The following is a 19,661-nucleotide window of genomic DNA, read 5'->3' on the forward strand; positions in this document are numbered from 1 at the left end:
AACCTTTATTTCTTTGTTTTTTTGGAGTTCTGTTCCACAAGTGAGAACTTTTGGTTCACCCACTCTTCTACATCATCCAAATCATATTCTCTTTTTTTCACATCATCATTGATGATGTAATCAGCGAGTTTCCCTACCGAAGACTCACGTGTCTCTTGGATCGGGTATACCTTTAACTTCAAAAGAGAAGGAGTTGATTCGATGTAGATCTTCACGAGGGTCCCTTTTTTCCAAACTTCCGTTTGGGAAAATTTGATTTCTTCACGGAGTGAATACGTCTTCCCATCATAGAATTCATTGATCTCCCTAAGCCTTTCTTTTTTGATCAATCGTTGCGAACAGTGGCTGAACACAAGGAGAAGAACGAGGGGGATTACACGAATGATACTACAAACCAAAGCAAACTCTCAGGAAAAGTCACCATGGTGCCTCAATTATGAAAAGTCTTTTTTATTTTTTGGACCAAAAGCGACAATCACTGACCCAAATGGAGTGTGAATCCCAAACGAGCAGAAGTTGGAAGTTTGTTATATGAATGGAATGGGTCAAAAGTGATCCAAATTGAAGTGGGGATCCGAAGGGGATTCCCTCATTTCCAAATCCTTGGCAATGTCCCACAGGCGACCAAAGAAGCGCGAGATCGCATCCGTTTGGCCTTAGAGGCCTCTTGTTTTGTTTTTCCAATCGAAACCATCATCATCAACGTAAAACCAACCCATATCCCAAAGAAACGGATTTCCCTCGATTTAGCCATTGCCGTGGGAATCCTTTTGGCCACAGAACAAATCCCTGACCTTGCCAGTGGGACCTTCTTTTTAGGAAATTTGGGACTCGATGGGAGCCTTGTTGGTGGGAAGGAACTCCTTCCCTATCTTTGGCAATACAAAAGCACAAAGGATACTCGCTTTTGCTTACCCCAATCCTTACAAAAAGAATCCTTACCACGAGGTGAGTATTTTTTCCTTTCCCACTTAGAAGATTTGCGAACCTTACCACACCTAACACCGGAAAGGAGAATCGAAAATCCAAACGAGAGCCAAACCTTAGTTTGGGAGAGTGTGCATTTGGACCCCTATCAGATGAAGGCCTTCCAAGGACTCTTGTATGCAGTTCTCGGAAACCATCACAGTGTTTTACTGGGAAGCCCTGGTGTTGGTAAAACCATGTTACACCGGTTACTCGAACCACTCCTTCCTGAAACGTCAGCTTGCGAAAGGAATCCGGTTGGGATTTGGACAAGTTCTGGTGAATTCGAAACCCCAACCAAAAAAAAACCTTTTCGCTCCCCGCACCATTCCACAACAGAAGTGGGTCTCATTGGAGGAGGACTCCCCTACCAACCTGGCGAAATTGCAAAGGCAGAAGGTGGGATTTTGTTTTTAGATGAGGCTCTAGAATTTAAAGATCGAATTTTAGAAAGTTTACGGATGCCAATGGAAGATTCCTATTTAGAAATCACAAGGATGAACGAAGTAACAAAAATTAAAACAAATTTCACCCTCCTACTTTCCACTAACCCTTGTCCCTGTGGCAATTACCAAAGCCAAAACCACTGCCACTGTTCCCTACAAAGGATTCGATTGTACTTACAAAAAATCAGTGGTGCTTTTTTAGATCGGATTACCATCTTCCAAACCCTTTTCGAATCCCCTTTGGAACGAACCATCCATTTAGAAGAATCAAAACTAAAATCGATACTGAACAAAAGATTTGTTTTTAGAAACGAAAGAAAATTAGCAGACAACGAAGAAAGAACTTTTTTAAGACAATTGGACGACGCGAGTGAAACGAAACAACTTTCCTTACGAAAGAAAAAACAAATTGTTTCTCTCGCAAGGACGATTGCAGATTGGAACCTCTCTCCCCGAACAAAGGAAGTACATATTCAGGAGGCTTTGCATTATACTTTGGGATACCAATGGATTTATAGCCTAGGTTAAACTACTTGGAAATGAAATGTGATATTTCCATTGCGATTTTATTGATCGCATAATCCATATAGGCTGGATCATCTATCTTTTTCTTATAGGTATCAAATTTCTTTTGGATGGTCGATGCCATACCCCTTTTTCGTAAAAGAACAGGGTCTGGTCCAAATTCATCGGTTTCTGCTAAATTCCCAAATACACTAAATTGACTCATGTGGTTACTTCCTTGTAACAATCAAACTCTCATCCTTGAGAGCGTTTCCCTTGTGGGATACAAAACCAATCGGTTCAGTACAAAATTCCCTTGATGAAGTATTTAGAAGATTGACGAATAAAAACGAACTTCCTTTTTTTCAGTGATATGGATCAAATTAAAGCTAGGTGTTAGGTGGTAAAAGGCAGGTATTTCCTGTAATAAATAGAAATACACCTTCCGCATTCTTGCACGTTTTGTCGCATGAAGGCTTTGTACGGGGAAAAAACCAAAGGCTTCGTTCCAGGTTTTCACTTCCGAACAATGGAGGGTATCGTTCTCAATGCTGATTATGTCAATTTCTCCGAGCCGTTTTCGGTAATTTTGGAATAGGATGGTATGTCCCAAAGATAACAAATACTCTCGGGCCTTCAATTCTCCTTGTTTCCCTTTGGTGACTCGACTCATATGGTTTGACCCAGAGGGTTTAGTAGATTTGAGAAAAAGGTATGGCTTGTTGGATGTATAAATTTAAGTCCTTCATAAGATCCACAAACTCAAGGTGTTTTAACCTTCTGCCCTCGGCGTCTTTTGTGACTCGGATCACAGGCCTTAACGGTTTGTCTTTGTTTGATTCAATGACCATACCCATTCTGAGGTCAGAAAGTACAACTCCGGATCCTACTGGGAACATAGAAAGTTTATTTAAAAAGAGCCTTACCATTTTTAAATCAAAACGGTTCACGTTTTCACTGATCATAATCTTCATCGCTTCATAAGGAAGGATGGCAGCACGGTAAGGCCGCGGGTGGATCATGGCAGCAAATTGGTCTGCAATCATAAATACTTTTGTGAGTTCTTCAATTTGGTTGGCAAGGATACGTTGGGGGTAACCGGATCCATCCACTGCTTCGTGGTGTTGTAAGGCGACTATGGCAAGAGAGTTTTTTAATTTTAACCTTTGGGTGAGGATTTGGTAACCAGTCACCGGGTGGCGTTTGATGGTTTTTAGATCTAGTTCTGTGAGGTTTCCTTTTTTTTCGGAAACCTCTTCTGGAACGGTTACCATCCCAATGTCCGCAAAAAGTGAGGCCAGTGCTAAATCAATGAGTTTGGGTCTTGAAAACTCAAGGAAGTTTCCAAGCATCACAGAAAAGAATGTCGCATAACAGATATGAGTGTATAGGTAATAACCAGAATGAGAATGGGATAAAAGTAAAATGGGAATTTGTGCGTTAGTTTTTGTATGGTCAGCGATTCGTTCTGCAATTTCTCGAAATTCTCTGATCTCCGTATAACGTCCCTCAGATGCTGATTTATACGTTTTTTGTACCAAGTCAAAACAATCTTTGAAAACCGCATTAAATTCAACTTTGGAAGAATTGGTTTTCTCTAGTAGGTATTTGTACCGAGTGGAATTTTCATCATCTTGGTAGAACGGAAGGTTGGTATCAAAATAACCGGGGCCACCAGCGCCAGGAGATTTGTCAGTTTGATCGGCAGTGACTTTTTCTCCGTCCGTGAGGATAAAGGTAATCCCAAATTGGACCAAACGGTCTAAGTCTTGTTGTGTGATGGGTTGGTCGGCTCCAACAAAAACAGTGTCCTTATCCAAGTAAAGAGACTTGGTAAACTTAGAACCAGCCTCTAAGTCACGTATGGAGATTTTCCGCATAATTGCGTAAATCTTAGTAAGAAGCTTAGAAACTTCAATTGTTTTTCTTTTCTCGTTCCAAAACGAGAATCCGAAAGACAGCGGCGACAACTTCATACAATTCTCTTGGAATTTCTTTCCCATTTGGGAGTTGTGCGAGTGCATTCACCATCACCTCGTCTTTGACAATGAAAACACCTGCCTCACTTGCGACTCGTACTAAGTTTTTGGCAAGGTTTCCTTCTGCTTTTGCCACTAGTTTGGGAGCTTTATGTTCGTTTGGGTTGTAGGCAAGAGCCACCATCTTCTGTTTCATCTATAATCCCCGTTATAGTTCGTATCATCCCACTCTCCAAAAGAAATCCCACCAATTTGAGGGAAGTCCCGTATCAAATCCTGTAACATTTGTTTGAGGGAGGGATCCGAAGGATGTGAAAGAGGGGCTTCTTTGCCCTCGGACAGAATTTCGATCCGAATCGGATTCTCTTTTTCTGGTTCGTAATAAAAAATGATTCCATAAGGACCAAACCCTTCGGATTTCCAAAACACATAAAGAGCAAAACCGTTTTCATTGGGTTCCACGGCCATCGTTAGGTTTTCTTTGTGTGTATGATTTTGGTAGCAAAAGCAATCACTTGCCTTTGACTCCCCAAGGAAATAGTTCCAAAGACTTCCCAGTGTTGATTTGTCGGCGGATTGCGTTTCATGGGCAACGTGTTTGGCAAACGCCTCCCAACGGGAAATTTTTTTTGCCTTCGGATGGGAATGGAGGCGAAAGACTTCTGGCCTCTCCGTTAGAATTTGGTCTCTCTTTCGAGAGAGTTTTTCTCTCCCCACTGGCATGATTTGGTTTTGGAATTTTGCCTTCTCGAAAAACCCAACTGGTCCCGTTCCTTTCGAATCCGAAGCCAATGGTTTACCAACCACACGAATGAGTTGGCTTGTGGAGTTCCCCGTGGGATTAATTGGAAAAGAGAGAAGGTTCACTCCCTTCCCTTCGGAGAAAATCACAAAAACTCAACCTATGGATGGGAGAAATTCCAAGTTTCCTTAGTGCTTCTCGGTGTTCTTCGGTCCCATACCCCTTATGTTTCGCAAACCCATACCCAGGGTATTTTCCATCCATCCTCTCCATGTATTCGTCTCGGTAGGTTTTGGCAAGGATGGAGGCTGCCGAAATCGATGGAACCAAATCATCTCCTTTGGGAATGGAAAGGTATCCGCCAATGGGTGTTTGGATTTTCAATTTATAATTCCCATCTAAAAAGAGAAAAGGTTTCCTTTCTCCCTGATGTGTGATTGGTTTTTGCCAATCCTCTCCATTCGAAGTTTCTTTGCTTTTAGTTTTCTTTCCTATGGGATGCTTTGAGGTATTTGTTCCAAGAAAGTATTGGAGGCCTGAAGGGCGAAATTTCGTTAGGTGCTTTGGCAAAGCCCTGTTGATGCCATAAAAGATTGCTTGGTTGATATTGAACTTGTCGATGAACTTTGCACTCACAAAGCTTACATGCCAATAAGTTGCCAGTTCTAGAATTTCTTGGCGAAGGGGTAACCTTTTGGGTTCGGGGATTTTTTTGGAATCGCGGAGGCCTTTTAGGATTTCACCGGCCTTTATCCTTTCAAGAGTTTTCCTAGAAAAGGAAACACAGCCAATAGCAACAGGACCCGCAAGTGTGCCACGCCCTGCTTCATCAAAAGAGAAACAAACGAATTCGGGGATTTGGAATTCAGGAAAAAACGGCCGTTTGATGGCCGTTAGATCGAAAGGAATTATGCGCTAGGTGCTTCCGTGGCTGCAGCTGCTTTAGCGGCCTTTGAAGCTTCGTCCTGTCTCTTTTTATCTTTGGCGACAATTGCTTGTCCGCCCTTTCTTTCTTTGATACGTCCCGCTTTTCCTTTTTTATCTCGTAAGTAAAAAAGTTTCGCACGTCTAACAGAACCCTTACGAACGAGTTCAATCTTTGCGATGCGTGGGCTGTGGAGTGGGAAAATTCGTTCCACTCCGATATCGTAAGAAACACGTCTTACAGTGAACGTTTTGCTTTGTGATTTGTTCGCAATGGAGATCACAACACCTTCGTAAACCTGAACACGTTCTTTTCCAGATTCAACGATTTTGTAGTGAACTTTTACAGTATCACCAATTTCGAAATTAAGTTCGTTCTTTGCTTCGCCTGCGAGTGCTGTTTCTAGAATCTGATTCATGGCTTCCTCTAAGAATGATTTCTTGTTTTGCGGTTTTTTTGCCGCCATTTCCGGATCTCTTCATGATGTCCACCGAGGAGCACGTCAGGAACAGTCCAACCCATAAAATCATAGGGTTTTGTATACTGGGGGTATTCCAATTCTTCCGTTTCGTTGTGTGATTCTTCTAGAAGGCTTTCTTCCTTCCCCAAAAACCCCGGTACAAACCGCGATAGGCAATCTGCCACAACGAGAGCAGCTAAATCCCCCGATGAAATAACATAGTTTCCAATGGCCACTTCCCTGTCAATTAAATGCTCCGTGACACGGTGATCGACCCCTTCATAATACCCAGAAATCAAGGTAAAGGTATCAGAGGATTCAAAAATTTCACGAGCCAAGGTTTGGTTGAAGAGTTCACCCGAAGGACTGAGTAAAATGACCTTCCCTTTTTTTTCACCTAGGGATTCGAGGGCTCGGTAGATCGGACCCACTTGCAAAAGCATGCCTGGTCCACCCCCATAAATGGTATCGTCTACTTTTTGGTGTTTGTTATCGGCAAAGTCACGTAGGTGGATGGGATTGATTTCCACAACCCCTTGTTTCACTGCTTTCCCAGGAATTCCGGTATCAAAATAAGAAGTGATTTTTTCGGGGAAAAGGGTGATGAAGTTAAAGCGCAAACCACTGCTCCCACTCGATGCATTCGATGGTTCGATGTTCCAAATCCCAGTCGCCGACAAATTGGTTAAGAAAGGGAATGAGCACCGTTTCCCCTTCGCCTTGGATGGGTTTGCATTCTAAAATGGGATGTGCTGGGTTATCGATCACTTGGGTGACCCGGTAACCATGTGAGGCTTTCGTTTCCTTGGAAATGATGGTGAGTCCAATTAAGTCTTCGGTATAAATTTCCCCCTCGTTTGGTTTCGGAAGGTCTTCTTTTTTCCAAAGCAGAGAAAAACCGCGGTACTTCACAACGGTTTCTGGTGTATCAAACCCTTTGATTTTCACAAGAAAATGGTTCCCATTCGGGCGAATGGATTCGATTTCGATGTTTGCTGTTTTTCCGAGAGGGTCCTGGACCGTGCAGGTGGTAGGAGCTTTCAGGGCATTCAGAGTTTCCCCTTCCGTGAAAACCTTGATCAACCCTTTGATTCCATGTGAGGATCCAAAGACCCCCACTTTCACTAAACTTGGTTTAGTCGACAATTTCTAAAGTATAGTTTTTGCCTTGTTTGGTTCCGGCGGCTTGTAACACCGTACGGAGTGATTTTGCTATCCTTCCGTTTTTTCCGATCACCTTTCCGAGGTCTTTAGGTGCCACCCGAAGTTCGATCACAGTTTCTTCCTCTCCGGGTACTTGGTTGACAGCCACCTGGTCAGGTTGGTCAACGAGAGATGTCACGATATAACGAACTAAGGAATCCATATCCACAGACTAACCTTTGAATTTTGACCAAACGTCGTCTTTTTTCAAAAGAGCAAGCACGGTGTCAGTTGGCTGTGCCCCTTTTTTTAACCAAGAAAGAGTTTTTTCTTCGTTGAAAGTAGCTTTTTTAACAGTGGATGCAGTTGGGTGAAAGTGTCCAATCGCTTCGATGAATTTACCATCTCGTGGAGCGCGAATGTCTGCTGCCACAATGCGATAGTGCGGGTCTGCTTTTGTTCCCGTTCTTTGTAATCTTAATTTAACCAAGGAAAAATACCCCTTTTCTAGCGAGTTTTTTAAATAGGGACGTTCTGTCAAGAGCGAGTTCGGCCACTTGCAGCAAGTTCCTTTAATTTTTTACCTTGAGCGTTTGGATCCCCTGTTTTATAGAGTCCAGAGCCCACGACTGTGATGTCCACACCGAGTTTTGCGAGTTCTTCCATATTGGATTCGTTCACACCACCATCCACTTCGAGTTCGATATTGTACGGTTTGGTGAGTTTACGAACGGCAGCGATTTTTTCAAATCCCGACTTCACAAAGGACTGCCCGTAAAACCCTGGGTCCACTGTCATTAGGAGAACCAGATCAAGGTAAGGCAAAATTTGAGAGATGGATTCGGGAGGGGTTTGCGGGTTCAGTGACACACCCACTTTGATCCCTTGTTTTTTGATCTCTTCTGCAAGCCGGACAGAGAAATTCGTGGTTTCGATATGAAAGGTAATGCAATAGGGTTTTAAGTCAAAGTATTTGGGAACATGCAGTTCTGGGTTACTCACCATTAGGTGGACATCGAGTGGGATGTCTGTGTGTGACTTTACCTCTTTGGTAAAGGCTTCTCCAAAGGAAATCTGGGGAACAAAGTTCCCGTCCATCACATCAATATGGATGAGATCGATACTTTCTTTTTTATATGTAGGAAGTTCTGTGGCAAGTCCTGTGAGTTTGGCTGCAAGGATGGAGGCTGATATTTTCATCTTAATAGGTTCCCTTTAATTTCCAAACTTTGGCAACACCTGTTTCTTTCCCTACCAAAGTAACCTTGGTATCGGTAGACCGATGGACCACTAACCTCAGGATTTCATCTTCCTTAAGTGATTGGCTTGTTAAAATTTCTTTTTCAATTTCAACACCCTCACCAGGTTTCGTATAACTCACTTTAGCTGAATACACATCATCGTCATCAATCTCGTATTCTAAAAATTCATAATCATGGACAAGGGATGCCGAAGGTTTTAAAGCATAAGGTGCAATTTCAGCACCTGATGGTTTTAATGCAAAGGAAGCAACAAGTCCATGCCCTGAACGAAACTCTGGTTTGGTGGCTTCTTTAATGGAATAAGGAATTTTTTTCCGCTGTAAATAATCAACAGCGAACGGGACTGGGATGCCAACAAGTTTTGTTTCGTCACTGTTCTCTTTCAAACTTTGGTTTGATTTTTTATCAGAACTAGCTTCTGTGACTAGGAGGTAAATCTTTTCGCCGGAATGTGTTTCTTTGCCAGGTGCAGGGATTTGGTCGATGATGGTATCTGCAGGTTCATCGCCCACGGCAGGCACGTAGGTAATCCCACCAATTTCTAAGGGCACATACACTTCACCGGATAATACTTTTTCAAGGATCGCTTTCGCACGTTTTAAGTCTTGTCCCTTCACATCAGGGATTGTGACACGATCAAACCCAATGTTTACGGTTAAATAGAGTTTGGATCCAGCTTCCACTTCTTTTCCAGCATCTATGGATTGGCTTAGGATGATCCCATCTGTTTTTTCAGGGATTCTTTCTGATTCCAATCGGACTTTGAGTTGCAAACGTTGGAGTTCGTTATGCACTTCAATGTAATTTTTACCAATCACATAGGGCATCATGACTTTTTGCTCTTCTTTTGTCCGAACAACAACCACAAGGAAGGCAGCCACAAAAAAAACCAAAAGTCCTAAGGATACAAATAGAACATAACCACTGTAAGGTAAAATTTTAAGAAACTTTTCTTTCACGTAAATGATTCTCCGGTCAAAACCCGCGCCCCATTAAAAAATTCAAATCCCTTCATGGGTTTTTTCCCTTCGGGTTGTAGGGACTCTATACCAAGCAGGTTTCCGTCTCCACAGAGGCAGAAAAGCCTTTTTTTCTGGTGCAGAAAAAAGGAACCTGGTTTTGTTTCTGCAGGAAGAGGAATCGTCTCTTCTGATGGGCTCACTAGATACGAGGAGATCAAAATCATTTTTTTCCCCCGAAATTCCGTCGTGGCAAGTGGGTCTGGGTAAAGGGCTCTGATTTGGTTGTGGATCTCTGTCGCAGACTTGGTCCATAAGACGGGCCTGTGGTTTGCCGTAATCTTTTGGCAATGTGTGGCTTCGTTTTCCTTTTGCGGAGTAGATTTCCAGGTTTCCCCCGTTTCCTCCAATGTTTTTAAGAGGCGGATGAGTTCTCTCCCACCTTCTTTTGTAATGGTTTGGAGGAGTGTGCCCGTGGTTTCAGAGGGTCCAACTTCCCAAGATTTTTGGGAAATGATATCTCCGGAATCCACTTCCTTTGCAAGGTATTGGATGGTAAACCCAGTTGTTTTGTCTCCATTCAGTAAAAAACTTTGGACGGGGGATGCGCCGCGGTATTTGGGAAGTAAACTCCCATGGAGGTTGATACTCCCCCATTTGGGATCCATAAACACATTCTCAGGGACAATCGAACCATACGCATACACAACATGCACTGGTGACTTGTATGATAGGATGGAATTTTGTGCGTCAAAGTCTGTGCGAAGTTTTACGGATTGGATCACTGGGATTTTATTTTCTTCTGCCAAAACTTTCACTGGAGTCGGGGTGATGATCTGTTTCCTTCCCACTGGTTTGTCTACATTGGTCACAACAAAATCGACTTGGATGCCAGCATCTAGGAGCATTTGTAATAATTCTTTTGAGTGTTCAGGGGATCCAAAGTATCCAATTGAGAGTTTCATTTTTTTTCCTTACGCAATTATACAAGTTCTAAAGGATCCAAATCATATTCAATGTAACATTTGGAATCCAATTTGAATTTTTGTTTTGTTTCTTTTAAGAGGTTACGGAGGGTTGCAATCGATTTTGCTTTGAGTAATATATGATACCGAAAATTATTATCGATTTTATAAAAAGGGCATTGGCTTGGGCCAAGCATCACAATGGAATCATCTTTTAGTTCCTTGATCAGTTCTCCATAAACAACGGATTGTTTATTTGCCACTTCTTCATATTTGGAACGAAACACAAGCCTTGCCAGTCTTGCAAAGGGTGGGTAAAATAGATCCTTACGGAATTGTAATTCCCATTCAAAAAAAGCAGGGTAATTTTGTTCCTTGGCCATCTTTAGGACTGGGTGTTCTGGGTCATTTGACTGGATGATGACTTCCCCTGGTTTTTCCCCACGACCCGCTCGACCTGCCACCTGCGAGACAAGGGCATAGGTCCTTTCACTACTGCGAAAATCAGGAACACCTAACCCGTGGTTGGCGTTAAGAATTCCGACAAGGGTCACATTGGCATAATCGAGGCCTTTTGCGATCATCTGGGTACCTGTGAGGATATCAAGTTCCCCTTCCCCTAATTTTTCCAAAACAAGTCTCGTGACATCTTTATTTTTGGAACTATCTTGGTCGAGGCGTTCAATTTTTGCTTGTGGGAAGTGTGATAATAAATACTCTTCTAGTTTTTGGGTACCAACACCAAAAAGATCCAAATCATCACCAAACATTTGTTTTAGATTTCGAAAACTGGATTTATAACCGCATAAATGGCACCTAACAGTTTGGTCTGAATGGTAACAAAGAGTCGCTGTACATTTTGGACAATGTACAAATTCCTTTGTATGTGTAGAAAAAATAAAGGGATTGTATCCCCTTCGGTTGAGGAGTAAAATGATTTGTTCTTTTTTTTTCAACCGGTCGGAAATTTTAAATTGTAAATCACCGGAGATGAGTTGTTTGTCATCTTGTTTGTCTGACATCTCCACTGTTGGTAATTTTGCTTTTGGATTGGCCCTTTTTTCCAATTTGGAGAAACCAATTTGTCCTGACATTGCCAAGTAATACAATTCCACACTAGGAGTTGCCGAACCGAGAAGTAACTTTCCATTTGTTTTTAAGATTCTTTGTAAGGCTACTTGACGAGCATGGTAACGAGGAGCACCATTTTCTTTATAAGAACCATCATGTTCTTCATCCATGATGACAAGTTTCACATCCGAGAGTGGGGCAAAGATTGCAGACCTTGTTCCAATACAGATTCTTTTTTTCCCTTCTTTTAAATCCAAATAGTTTTGAAACTTTTCAGAGATTCGTAAATGCGAATGCAAAACTGCTACTTGGTTTGGAAATATGGCCTCGATCCGAGTGATCGTTGGGTAAGTGAGTGAAATCTCTGGAACTAAAAAAATCACACTTCCTTTTGGAGATTGCAAAATGTCTCGCATAAGATGGAGGTAGATTTCTGTTTTCCCACTGCCTGTGATCCCATATAACAAATGTGTATTTGAAATATTATTTGTTTTGATTTCATCAAATGCTTTTTGTTGCAAATCATTTAACGGATGTAACAAGTGAGACTGGACTTTCACATCATTCGTTTCTTTTAGTTTTCTCTTTTTCCCTTTTGGCACCATAAGGAACAAAGCTTCCCCGAGGGAAGAAAGGTAATGTTCTGACATCCAATGGGCAAGTTCCAATTGTTCATGCGTTAAAACAGGTTCGATATCAATTTGTTTGAGAATGGTTTGGGTTTTATAACTCGGTTCATTTTGGTGGATTCCGATGACCACTCCATCCCATTCTTTCCCATTTAAGGGAACAAGAACGCGTATTCCTGGTGTTATGGAATCCATGCCAACTGGCACTTCATACGTTAAGGTTTTACTTTCCCACGATACGTTGAGGGCTACTTCCGCATATTGGATCATCTTATAAATACGGTTTTAAAATGGATAAATGTGAAATGAAACTTTCTTCTAAATCTTGTTTTTCCTTTCCATATTGGAAGAGGTTCGTTTCTGAATCGGCTTTTTTTGCTTTTTCGCCGAGGAATACAAGTGCCTCAGGGGATCTTGTGGTGAGCATAGGAATTTTTACACCATCTAAATCCCATTCTTCTACTTTACCCAATTGTTCTTTTGCTTTCTCTGGCCCAAATAATAACCTTGCAGAGGAACCAAGGATGACAATGGCTTTGATTCCAAACTCTTCCACTGTTTCCTTTACGTGAACTTTACAAGATTCTAACCGTTGTTTCCAATCTGTTTCTTTGGAATCTGTATGTGAGAATGTACAGGCTGGGTATTCCTCATAAAAAAACTCTTCATAAGAAAATCCAAATACCTTCCGAATGATCCCATCCCAACTTACCTCTGTTAACTTGTCTTTAAAAATTTGATTGGGACGTGTTTTCGTAAACGGTTTTTCTTTGGCAGTGGTTGCACCTGAATAATGTAATACCAAAATTGGTTTTCTTCCTTTGTGTAAAAATTGCCTCACTCCACTTAGTTTCCCTTGGCAGAGTGTACACGAAAAATTGATCAGGTCCCTATTTTTACGTTGGCTTTCCTTTTGTTGTTTTTTCTGAATTTCCAATGATTCTGGAACTTTGGATTTCCAAGGGAAAACAAAATCATTGGGATCTGTTTCCTCTTGGAAGCGAAACACTGACAAAGTTTGGTTTTGAATGAGAAATTTAGTTTCTTTTAAAATATCGGTAAAATTTTCTAAAATTGTTTTTTGGTTCATATCAACCTTCTGTTAATTGATCAACGGAAATATTGAGGGAACGTAACTTTCTGTACAAATGAGTTCGTTCGATCCCAAGTGCTTTGGAAGTGCGGGTGACATTCCCTTCACAAATTTGTAAGGTTTTGATGATGTATTGCCTTTCAAATTCTTCCTTTGCATGTTTTAAATCTCCACGGGCCACCATTTCGTTTGCTTTTTTAAAACCGTGGAGTGCTTCTTTTACATCTTTGGCTCTGATGGTTTCCCCAGGAACTAAGATACTCAATCGTTCGATGATATTGGCAAGTTCTCTCACATTGCCAGGCCAAAAATGGGAGGAAAGTGCATCCAATCCTTCCCTGTCGATGGTTTTATTCGGTAAATGGTTTTCAGTGATGGATTTTTTTAGATAATACTCAACGAGAAGTGGGATGTCTTGGTTTCTTTCGCGTAACGGTGGCAATTCGAGAGGGATCACGTTCAACGCATAAAATAAATCCTCTCTAAATTTTCCTTCTCGGATTGCTTCTTCTACATTGGAATTGGTCGCCGCAATGATCCTGACATCGACAGGGACTGAGTCTTTGCCCCCTACACGTTCAATTTTTTGGTCGAGGATGGCCTTTAATACTTTTGATTGGAGGGCCAAACTTAGGTCACAAACTTCATCCAAAAATAAAGTTCCATTTTGAGCTTGTTCCCACTTCCCTGGTTTGATCTCTGGGTTTTCAGTTTGTGATTCACTTCCAAATAACTCTTGTTCCATACTTTCTTCTGGTAAGGATGCACAATTCAATTCTATATAGGGTTCTAATTTTCGTTTGGAATTGAGATGGATGGATCTAGCAGTTAGCTCTTTTCCTGTACCATTTTCTCCATAAATGAAAACGCGAGCGTTGGTTTCTGCGGCTTGGTAAACGGCAAATTTCACTCTCGTGATGGAAGGTGATTCACCTAAAATTTCATCCACTTCCAATTGGAAGTTTGGAATTTCATTGTCCTTTGTTTTTTCAATGGAAGATTCGATGGTTTGGATTACTTTTTCTATGGATAAAGGTTTTTCCAAAAAATCAACGGCTCCCTTCTTCGTTGCATTCACAGCAAGTTCGATGGTTCCATGTCCTGATATCATCACGATGGGAAGGCTCGGATATAATTTTTTACATTCCAAAAGGATTTGTAATCCATCCTCCTTTCCGACCCAAACATCAAGTAAAACAAGGGATGGCCTTTCTTTCGACAAAGCCTTTAAAAGTGTTTTCCCATTAGAAAAATCTTCTACTGAATAGTCTTCATCTTCCAGAATCACTCGTAACGTTTTACGAATTTCCTTTTCATCATCCAAAATATAAATTAATTTTTGCATTAGGAAAGTTCCAAAGGAAGTTCGATACGAAACTTACATCCACCTAACTTCGAATTTTCTACGGAAATATGTCCATGGTGGTCAATAATTGTTTTTTGCACAATCGCAAGTCCAATCCCAGATCCATGTTTTTCCTTGGTGGAAAAATATGGCTCAAATATTTTTTCCCTCCATTCCTCTTTTAACCCAGGACCAGAATCATCGATTTCAATCACAATGCTTTTGCGAAGAGCCTTTTTTTGTAATTTGGACATAACTCGGATTTTTTTACGTCTCACTCCTAAAATGTCCATTTCTTCTTTGGTATTATCTTGGGACAAAATCGCTTCGACAGCATTTTTAATCAAATTATTCACAACACCAAGAAATAAGCGTTTGTCGAGAAAAACCTCTGGCAAATTTTCAGCCAGCTTCAATTCAAAATCAATATCCGTAGTATCTCGAAAAAGTGCCACCGCTTCTTCTAAAATTGGATTTATATGTTGGTTGATGAGAACGGGAACAGGCATCCTTGCAAATTCGCTAAATTCTTTCACCAAATGTTCAAGTACTCGCACTTGGCCAATGATGGTTTCCGTCGCATCAAAAATTACAGATTCTAAATTTTCTTTTTTGGGATTTTGGAATTTCCTTTGGATCCTTTGTGCTGACAATTGGATGGGGGTGAGCGGATTTTTAATTTCGTGTGCCATTCTTTGGGCCACTTCTTTCCAAGCTGCAATCCTTTGAGTGTGCATAAGTTCATCCGATTTGGCTTTTAGGTCACTTACCATCTGATTGAAACTATCAATGAGAATTCCCATTTCCCCTTCTTCCGTTTTTTCCAAACGGATGTCAGATTCCCCAAGTGAAACTTTTTTTGTGGCATTTGCCAAATTGATGATCGGTTTTGAAATTCGCCTTGCAAACAAAAAAGAAAAAAGGATAGCGATGAGAAACATGGAAAACGAAAAACTAGCAATTGTAATGCGCACACTAAAAGGAATTTTTTCTTTCCACAAACTAACTTTTTCATAGGTGGATGTTGCGTTGATGATATTAAAAACATCTGATTCCAAACCACGGTGGATTCTTTGGGCAACGATCACTGACTCTTCTTTGTTTATGGAAAACTGAGCCACAAGATATGATTTGTCTGATGAATAGTACCGACTCAAATAAATTCCATTTTCTTTGGTCTCTGTAAATTCTAAAACGGAAAAATACCGATACAAATTTTTTGATTCAAATTGAACTTTGTCTTTTTCTATGTAAGCCAAATAAAATTCATTTTTTTCAAAAAGACCGCTTTTGATTCCTTGTTGGAATATGGAAACACTATCTGAGTTATCCTTAAGTATTAAGGATCGAAATTTTTTTACAATTTCCAAAAATGAAGTTTCGTTTTCTTTTTCGATCGAATCGATAAAATGATTTGCAGACCGAAGAGCATTGGAAATATCAACTTGGTAAAATCCTTCAATCAACCTTCCTGTTAAGTTAGAGGACAAAATGAAGATTGGCAAAGAAGGAACAAGGGCAACAAAAAGAAACGCAAGTGTTAAACGATAACGAATCGAACTTCGGATTTTACCTGTTTCTCGGTTCCTTCGATTGCGATAGATATAACTTAAAATTAAAGATAAAATGAAAAAGGGAATGAGGATGAAAACATAAGTGTCTAATTTCGAATAAAAGGAAATGTCCTCTTCTTCTCTAAAAAAAACAAGTTCGGAAAACCCAATGGAAACGGCTAAAGTGAGGAAAAAAATAAAAATATCACGTAAGTAGTATCGATTTTCATCAGATAAGTTGGGAAATAAACGTAATAGTCTACTTGGCATTCGTTTCAAAGTTTTGAACCACTAGAGTTTCTAATGCGTGTAGAGCCTCCTCCTCATTTTTCCCATCGGCAATCACAGAAAATACAGTTCCAGGTCCTAAGGCTAACATCATAAGACCCATAATGGATTTACCATTCACTTCAATATCATCTTTTTTTACGAAAATTTCACAAGGGAAACTGGCTGCTACTTTTACAAATAAAGAAGCAGGCCTTGCATGCAGTCCCGTACTATCTTCTCTAATCTTTAATTGGATTTGTTTCAATGGTGCTCTGCTGGATATAGGTATTGAGTTTATTGGAAAATTCTTTTGCGCTATTTTTTCCCATCTTCCGTAACCTTTGGTTCATGGCTGCTGTTTCCACGATGATGGGAATGTTCCTTCCAGGTTTAACCGGTATTTCGATATAAGGAACAGAAACACCTAAGATTTCTTCCATACTTTGTTCGATGCCGGTCCGCTCATAATCTCCAGAAGTTTGTTCTTCCCATTCTTTTAAGTTGATGATGAGTTCAATCAGTTTATGATCCCGTACTGAACCAACACCAAACAAATCTTTGATGTTGAGGATTCCAAGTCCCCGAATTTCCATATGATGGCGGAGTAAATCAGAACAAGATCCAATCAAATAACTTTCACTTAGGCGCCTGATCTCCACCATATCATCAGCAACAAGACGATGGCCACGTTCGATCAGCTCTAAAGCCGTTTCACTTTTCCCCACACCAGACCTACCAGTGAGTAAAGTACCAATTCCAAATACTTCAATGAGGACTCCATGGCGCATCGTCCTTGGAGCAAGCGCTCGATCTAAAATTTGTGAGATGAGGGTGATGAACCTATGTGTGGCAATTTCAGTTTTGAATAAGGGGATCCCTTTTTCTTTCGCACGTTCCACAAACGGAATTTGTGGTTCATTCCCATGGGTATAAATGATACAATTGAGGTGGAATTCAAAAAACTTGTCTGTAATCTCTCGTAATTTGAGTTCGGATAATGAATTGAGGTAAGCCCATTCTCCTTTGCCTAAAATTTGGATCCTGTCATTGGCAAAAAAATCAAAAAACCCAGTGAGAGAAAGTCCAGGGCGATTGATTTCCGCGCTATTGATTCGGTTGGAAAGTCCCACTTCTCCCGTGACTAACACCAGTTGTAAATCGTCATGGTCTCGGAGGATGGTCTCCACTGTGATTCCCGGAACTGGCATTCGTTACCCCTTAAGTGAACTCATTCGTTTTCGTTCGTTGGATGGAAGGATTCGTAAAACCTTTCGGTATTTTGCCACTGTTCTACGGGCAATTTCAATACCTTTTTTCTCCATGAGCTCCACAATGTCTTGGTCTGAGAGAGGATTGTTTTCATCTTCTTCTTTGACCAAATTCCGAATGATCTCATGGATTTTTTTAGAACTTTCTTTGCCACCCTCGGCTGATTTCACACCAGAGGAAAAAAACCATTTTAGTTCAAAAATTCCCCAAGTTGTTTGGATGTATTTATTCGTTGTGATCCTTGAGATGGTTGATTCATGTAAACTTAATTTTTCAGCAACTTCCTTGAGAGTCAGTGGTTTGATAAAACCGATTCCTCCTCGAAAAAAATCCACTTGAAAATCGATAATACAACTGACCACCCTTTGTAAGGTTTGCCTTCTTTGTTGGATGGAACGGATGAGCCACTGCGCAGAACTGTATTTGGTTTGGAAGTATTCCTTTTCTTTTGGAGGCAGTTTGTGGTTAAGTAGTTCTTTGTATTCTTCTTGGATGGTGAGTTTGGGTAACCATTCATCGTTGATGAAAATATTAAACTCGTTTCCAACTTCCTTGACTACCACATCGGCAACAACATAATCTATTTTCCTACCTTGGTAGGTTGTGGCAGGGTATGGTTCTAATTTTTTAATCAACCTTGCTAAGTTTAAAATTTCTTCTTCTGTTATTTTTAAATTTTTAGCAATTTTTTTATAATCTACTTTTTCTAAGTCTGAAAGGAACTCACCAATTAACTTGTGCAATACGATATTATCGGGAAATAAAATCCTACCTTGGATGAGTAAAGTTTCTTGCATGTCTCTTGCACCAATCCCAATAGGATCGAGTTCATTGATCACTTGTAAAACACGCCTAAGTTTTGGTTCCGGGTATCCCATTTCTTTCGAAACTTGTGAAAAATCGTCTGTGATAAATCCTTTCTCATCAATCATACTGATGAGAACTTCCCCAATTTCAAATTCTAACTTTGTGAGTTTGATCAGTCGCAATTGGTTTAGTAGGTGTTCTTCTAAGGTTTCCCCACGAGTTGAGGACTCAATGTACTTTTGGTTTCTATCACTTGCTTCGGAATCATACGACCTTGGGCCTTCCAAGGAGTAACTGTCCTGCCAATTGACATCGGTACTTTTTTCATGATTGAGTTTTTCCAATCGTTTTACTTCATCGATGGAAAAAAGTTCAGGCATTTTGGATTTTTCATCCACACCCACTTCATCGAGAAGTGGATTTTCCAATAATTCGTTTTGGATTTTATCGGAAAGTTCCAAAGTAGAAAGAGACAAAAGTTCTATGGACTGACGTAAGTCCTGGGTCATTACCAGTTTTTGCGTTTGGCGTAAAGAAACTGAAGCCCCGAGTTTCATTTAAAGTTTAAAATCCTCACCTAAATAAATTCTTCTAGTTTCCGGGTCATTGATCAAATCATCCGCCGTACCCGAAATCAAAATCCGGCCGCTATACATAATATAGGCGCGGTCCGTAATTTTTAAAGTTTCCCTTACGTTATGGTCAGTGATTAAAATCCCAAGCCCTCTTTCCTTTAAGGATTGGATTACGTTTTGGATGTCCTTGACGGCAATCGGGTCAACACCAGCGAATGGCTCATCTAACAAAATAAAGTCGGGGTTTGTCACAAGAGCTCTTGCAATTTCACACCTTCTCCTTTCCCCACCAGAAAGTGTATATCCCTTTTGGTTTGCCACTCGCATGATTTGTAATTCCATTAAAAGTTCATCTCGTCTACGAATGATTTCATCCCCAGGTAAATTCATGGTTTCGAGAATGGCTTCTAAGTTTTCGGCAACCGTTAACTTTCGGAAAATACTTGCTTCTTGGGCAAGATATCCCACTCCCATCCTCGCGCGGATGTGCATAGGGGCTTTTGTTAAATCTTCATTATCAATGAATACATGGCCTTCATCAGGGGTAACAAAACCAACACTCATGTAAAAACTAGTGGTTTTACCTGCGCCGTTTGGGCCGAGTAACCCTACAATTTCCCCTTTTTTGATATAAAAACTCACACCATCTACAACCTTACGTTTGTTATAGATTTTTACTAAGTTTTCCATCCGAAACG

24 protein-coding genes are annotated in these 19,661 nt (G+C 40.7%); 1 reads left to right on the forward strand and 23 read right to left on the reverse strand.

The genetic code is table 11. The features are described from left to right. Positions 1 to 5 precede the first annotated feature (5 nt). Positions 6 to 329: a type II secretion system-associated lipoprotein gene (locus EHQ62_RS03635; RefSeq protein WP_244241618.1), complete on the reverse strand. Its 324-nt coding sequence runs from the start codon at positions 327 to 329 to the stop codon at positions 6 to 8. Between the two features lie 165 nt (positions 330 to 494). Between EHQ62_RS03635 and EHQ62_RS03640 the strand changes: the two genes are divergently transcribed. Then, positions 495 to 1,940: an ATP-binding protein gene (locus tag EHQ62_RS03640; RefSeq protein ID WP_135640879.1), complete on the forward strand. Its 1,446-nt coding sequence runs from the start codon at positions 495 to 497 to the stop codon at positions 1,938 to 1,940. A 1-nt stretch (position 1,941) separates the two neighbouring features. Here the strand turns inward: EHQ62_RS03640 and EHQ62_RS03645 are convergent, their stop codons facing one another. The 22 genes from EHQ62_RS03645 to lptB form a co-directional block, all read right to left on the reverse strand. Then, a complete protein-coding gene (locus EHQ62_RS03645; protein WP_012476271.1) occupies positions 1,942 to 2,142 on the reverse strand; it encodes a hypothetical protein in 201 nt (66 codons plus the stop codon). Between the two features lie 102 nt (positions 2,143 to 2,244). After that, positions 2,245 to 2,589 carry a YraN family protein gene (locus EHQ62_RS03650; protein ID WP_135640880.1) on the reverse strand — a complete coding sequence of 115 codons (345 nt, stop codon included), beginning with the start codon at positions 2,587 to 2,589 and terminating at the stop codon, positions 2,245 to 2,247. A gap of 19 nt (positions 2,590 to 2,608) precedes the next feature. Beyond that, positions 2,609 to 3,796, reverse strand: coding sequence for an HD-GYP domain-containing protein (locus tag EHQ62_RS03655; RefSeq protein WP_135640881.1), 1,188 nt, complete (start codon positions 3,794 to 3,796; stop codon positions 2,609 to 2,611). 34 nt (positions 3,797 to 3,830) lie between these two features. Further along, positions 3,831 to 4,091, reverse strand: coding sequence for an EscU/YscU/HrcU family type III secretion system export apparatus switch protein (locus tag EHQ62_RS03660; protein ID WP_135640882.1), 261 nt, complete (start codon positions 4,089 to 4,091; stop codon positions 3,831 to 3,833). Beyond that, positions 4,088 to 4,762: a hypothetical protein gene (locus tag EHQ62_RS03665; RefSeq protein ID WP_135640883.1), complete on the reverse strand. Its 675-nt coding sequence runs from the start codon at positions 4,760 to 4,762 to the stop codon at positions 4,088 to 4,090. Before EHQ62_RS03665 ends, EHQ62_RS03660 begins: the two co-directional genes overlap by 4 nt. Next, on the reverse strand, positions 4,737 to 5,549 hold the full coding sequence (locus tag EHQ62_RS03670; RefSeq protein ID WP_208720619.1) for a ribonuclease HII: 813 nt from the start codon (positions 5,547 to 5,549) through the stop codon (positions 4,737 to 4,739). Before EHQ62_RS03670 ends, EHQ62_RS03665 begins: the two co-directional genes overlap by 26 nt. Further along, on the reverse strand, positions 5,546 to 5,980 hold the full coding sequence (rplS, locus tag EHQ62_RS03675; protein WP_039927894.1) for a 50S ribosomal protein L19: 435 nt from the start codon (positions 5,978 to 5,980) through the stop codon (positions 5,546 to 5,548). Before rplS ends, EHQ62_RS03670 begins: the two co-directional genes overlap by 4 nt. Positions 5,981 to 5,988: 8 nt before the next feature. Further along, the gene (gene trmD, locus EHQ62_RS03680) at positions 5,989 to 6,642 is read right to left on the reverse strand and encodes a tRNA (guanosine(37)-N1)-methyltransferase TrmD (RefSeq protein WP_135640885.1); all 654 of its coding nucleotides are present in this window, start codon (positions 6,640 to 6,642) and stop codon (positions 5,989 to 5,991) included. Next, the gene (gene rimM, locus EHQ62_RS03685; RefSeq protein ID WP_135640991.1) at positions 6,632 to 7,147 is read right to left on the reverse strand and encodes a ribosome maturation factor RimM; all 516 of its coding nucleotides are present in this window, start codon (positions 7,145 to 7,147) and stop codon (positions 6,632 to 6,634) included. The genes trmD and rimM overlap by 11 nt, the downstream gene beginning before the upstream one ends. 10 nt (positions 7,148 to 7,157) lie before the next feature. Continuing rightward, positions 7,158 to 7,388, reverse strand: a complete 231-nt coding sequence (locus EHQ62_RS03690) for a KH domain-containing protein (protein ID WP_012388646.1) — start codon at positions 7,386 to 7,388, stop codon at positions 7,158 to 7,160. A 9-nt stretch (positions 7,389 to 7,397) separates the two neighbouring features. Then, positions 7,398 to 7,655, reverse strand: coding sequence for a 30S ribosomal protein S16 (gene rpsP, locus EHQ62_RS03695; RefSeq protein WP_135640886.1), 258 nt, complete (start codon positions 7,653 to 7,655; stop codon positions 7,398 to 7,400). Positions 7,656 to 7,702: 47 nt separating this feature from the next. Then, positions 7,703 to 8,365 carry a ribulose-phosphate 3-epimerase gene (gene rpe / locus EHQ62_RS03700; protein WP_135640887.1) on the reverse strand — a complete coding sequence of 221 codons (663 nt, stop codon included), beginning with the start codon at positions 8,363 to 8,365 and terminating at the stop codon, positions 7,703 to 7,705. Between the two features lies 1 nt (position 8,366). Continuing rightward, entirely contained in the window at positions 8,367 to 9,386 is a 1,020-nt protein-coding gene (locus tag EHQ62_RS03705; protein ID WP_135640888.1) for a PASTA domain-containing protein, read from the reverse strand. Next, entirely contained in the window at positions 9,383 to 10,351 is a 969-nt protein-coding gene (gene fmt, locus EHQ62_RS03710) for a methionyl-tRNA formyltransferase (RefSeq protein WP_135640889.1), read from the reverse strand. Before fmt ends, EHQ62_RS03705 begins: the two co-directional genes overlap by 4 nt. Before the next feature lie 17 nt (positions 10,352 to 10,368). Beyond that, positions 10,369 to 12,321, reverse strand: a complete 1,953-nt coding sequence (gene priA / locus EHQ62_RS03715; RefSeq protein WP_135640890.1) for a replication restart helicase PriA — start codon at positions 12,319 to 12,321, stop codon at positions 10,369 to 10,371. 1 nt (position 12,322) lies between these two features. After that, positions 12,323 to 13,141, reverse strand: coding sequence for a hypothetical protein (locus tag EHQ62_RS03720; protein ID WP_135640891.1), 819 nt, complete (start codon positions 13,139 to 13,141; stop codon positions 12,323 to 12,325). 1 nt (position 13,142) lies between these two features. Further along, complete coding sequence (locus EHQ62_RS03725; RefSeq protein ID WP_135640892.1) at positions 13,143 to 14,489, reverse strand: sigma-54-dependent transcriptional regulator; 1,347 nt, start codon at positions 14,487 to 14,489, stop codon at positions 13,143 to 13,145. Further along, a complete protein-coding gene (locus EHQ62_RS03730) occupies positions 14,489 to 16,312 on the reverse strand; it encodes an LIC_11548 family sensor histidine kinase (RefSeq protein WP_135640893.1) in 1,824 nt (607 codons plus the stop codon). Before EHQ62_RS03730 ends, EHQ62_RS03725 begins: the two co-directional genes overlap by 1 nt. Further along, complete coding sequence (locus EHQ62_RS03735; RefSeq protein WP_135640894.1) at positions 16,302 to 16,577, reverse strand: HPr family phosphocarrier protein; 276 nt, start codon at positions 16,575 to 16,577, stop codon at positions 16,302 to 16,304. The genes EHQ62_RS03730 and EHQ62_RS03735 overlap by 11 nt, the downstream gene beginning before the upstream one ends. After that, entirely contained in the window at positions 16,552 to 17,520 is a 969-nt protein-coding gene (gene hprK, locus EHQ62_RS03740; RefSeq protein ID WP_135640895.1) for an HPr(Ser) kinase/phosphatase, read from the reverse strand. The genes EHQ62_RS03735 and hprK overlap by 26 nt, the downstream gene beginning before the upstream one ends. A 3-nt stretch (positions 17,521 to 17,523) precedes the next feature. Further along, positions 17,524 to 18,945, reverse strand: a complete 1,422-nt coding sequence (rpoN, locus tag EHQ62_RS03745; RefSeq protein WP_135640896.1) for an RNA polymerase factor sigma-54 — start codon at positions 18,943 to 18,945, stop codon at positions 17,524 to 17,526. Beyond that, a complete protein-coding gene (lptB, locus tag EHQ62_RS03750; RefSeq protein WP_135640992.1) occupies positions 18,946 to 19,653 on the reverse strand; it encodes an LPS export ABC transporter ATP-binding protein in 708 nt (235 codons plus the stop codon). Between the last annotated feature and the right edge of the window lie 8 nt (positions 19,654 to 19,661).

The organism is Leptospira jelokensis, from assembly GCF_004769635.1.
GTDB classification, from domain to species: Bacteria; Spirochaetota; Leptospiria; order Leptospirales; family Leptospiraceae; genus Leptospira_A; species Leptospira_A jelokensis.

Bases quoted from the DNA above. Each gene is read 5' to 3' on its own strand.
- rplS (WP_039927894.1), bottom strand. From the start codon at position 5,980: ATGAATCAGATTCTAGAAACAGCACTCGCAGGCGAAGCAAAGAACGAA.
- EHQ62_RS03645 (WP_012476271.1), bottom strand. From the start codon at position 2,142: ATGAGTCAATTTAGTGTATTTGGGAATTTAGCAGAAACCGATGAATTT.
- fmt (WP_135640889.1), bottom strand. From the start codon at position 10,351: ATGAAACTCTCAATTGGATACTTTGGATCCCCTGAACACTCAAAAGAA.
- lptB (WP_135640992.1), bottom strand. From the start codon at position 19,653: ATGGAAAACTTAGTAAAAATCTATAACAAACGTAAGGTTGTAGATGGT.
- hprK (WP_135640895.1), bottom strand. From the start codon at position 17,520: ATGCCAGTTCCGGGAATCACAGTGGAGACCATCCTCCGAGACCATGAC.
- EHQ62_RS03730 (WP_135640893.1), bottom strand. From the start codon at position 16,312: ATGCCAAGTAGACTATTACGTTTATTTCCCAACTTATCTGATGAAAAT.
- EHQ62_RS03660 (WP_135640882.1), bottom strand. From the start codon at position 4,091: ATGAAACAGAAGATGGTGGCTCTTGCCTACAACCCAAACGAACATAAA.
- EHQ62_RS03690 (WP_012388646.1), bottom strand. From the start codon at position 7,388: ATGGATTCCTTAGTTCGTTATATCGTGACATCTCTCGTTGACCAACCT.
- EHQ62_RS03655 (WP_135640881.1), bottom strand. From the start codon at position 3,796: ATGCGGAAAATCTCCATACGTGACTTAGAGGCTGGTTCTAAGTTTACC.
- rpe (WP_135640887.1), bottom strand. From the start codon at position 8,365: ATGAAAATATCAGCCTCCATCCTTGCAGCCAAACTCACAGGACTTGCC.
- EHQ62_RS03725 (WP_135640892.1), bottom strand. From the start codon at position 14,489: ATGCAAAAATTAATTTATATTTTGGATGATGAAAAGGAAATTCGTAAA.
- EHQ62_RS03650 (WP_135640880.1), bottom strand. From the start codon at position 2,589: ATGAGTCGAGTCACCAAAGGGAAACAAGGAGAATTGAAGGCCCGAGAG.
- priA (WP_135640890.1), bottom strand. From the start codon at position 12,321: ATGATCCAATATGCGGAAGTAGCCCTCAACGTATCGTGGGAAAGTAAA.
- EHQ62_RS03720 (WP_135640891.1), bottom strand. From the start codon at position 13,141: ATGAACCAAAAAACAATTTTAGAAAATTTTACCGATATTTTAAAAGAA.
- rpoN (WP_135640896.1), bottom strand. From the start codon at position 18,945: ATGAAACTCGGGGCTTCAGTTTCTTTACGCCAAACGCAAAAACTGGTA.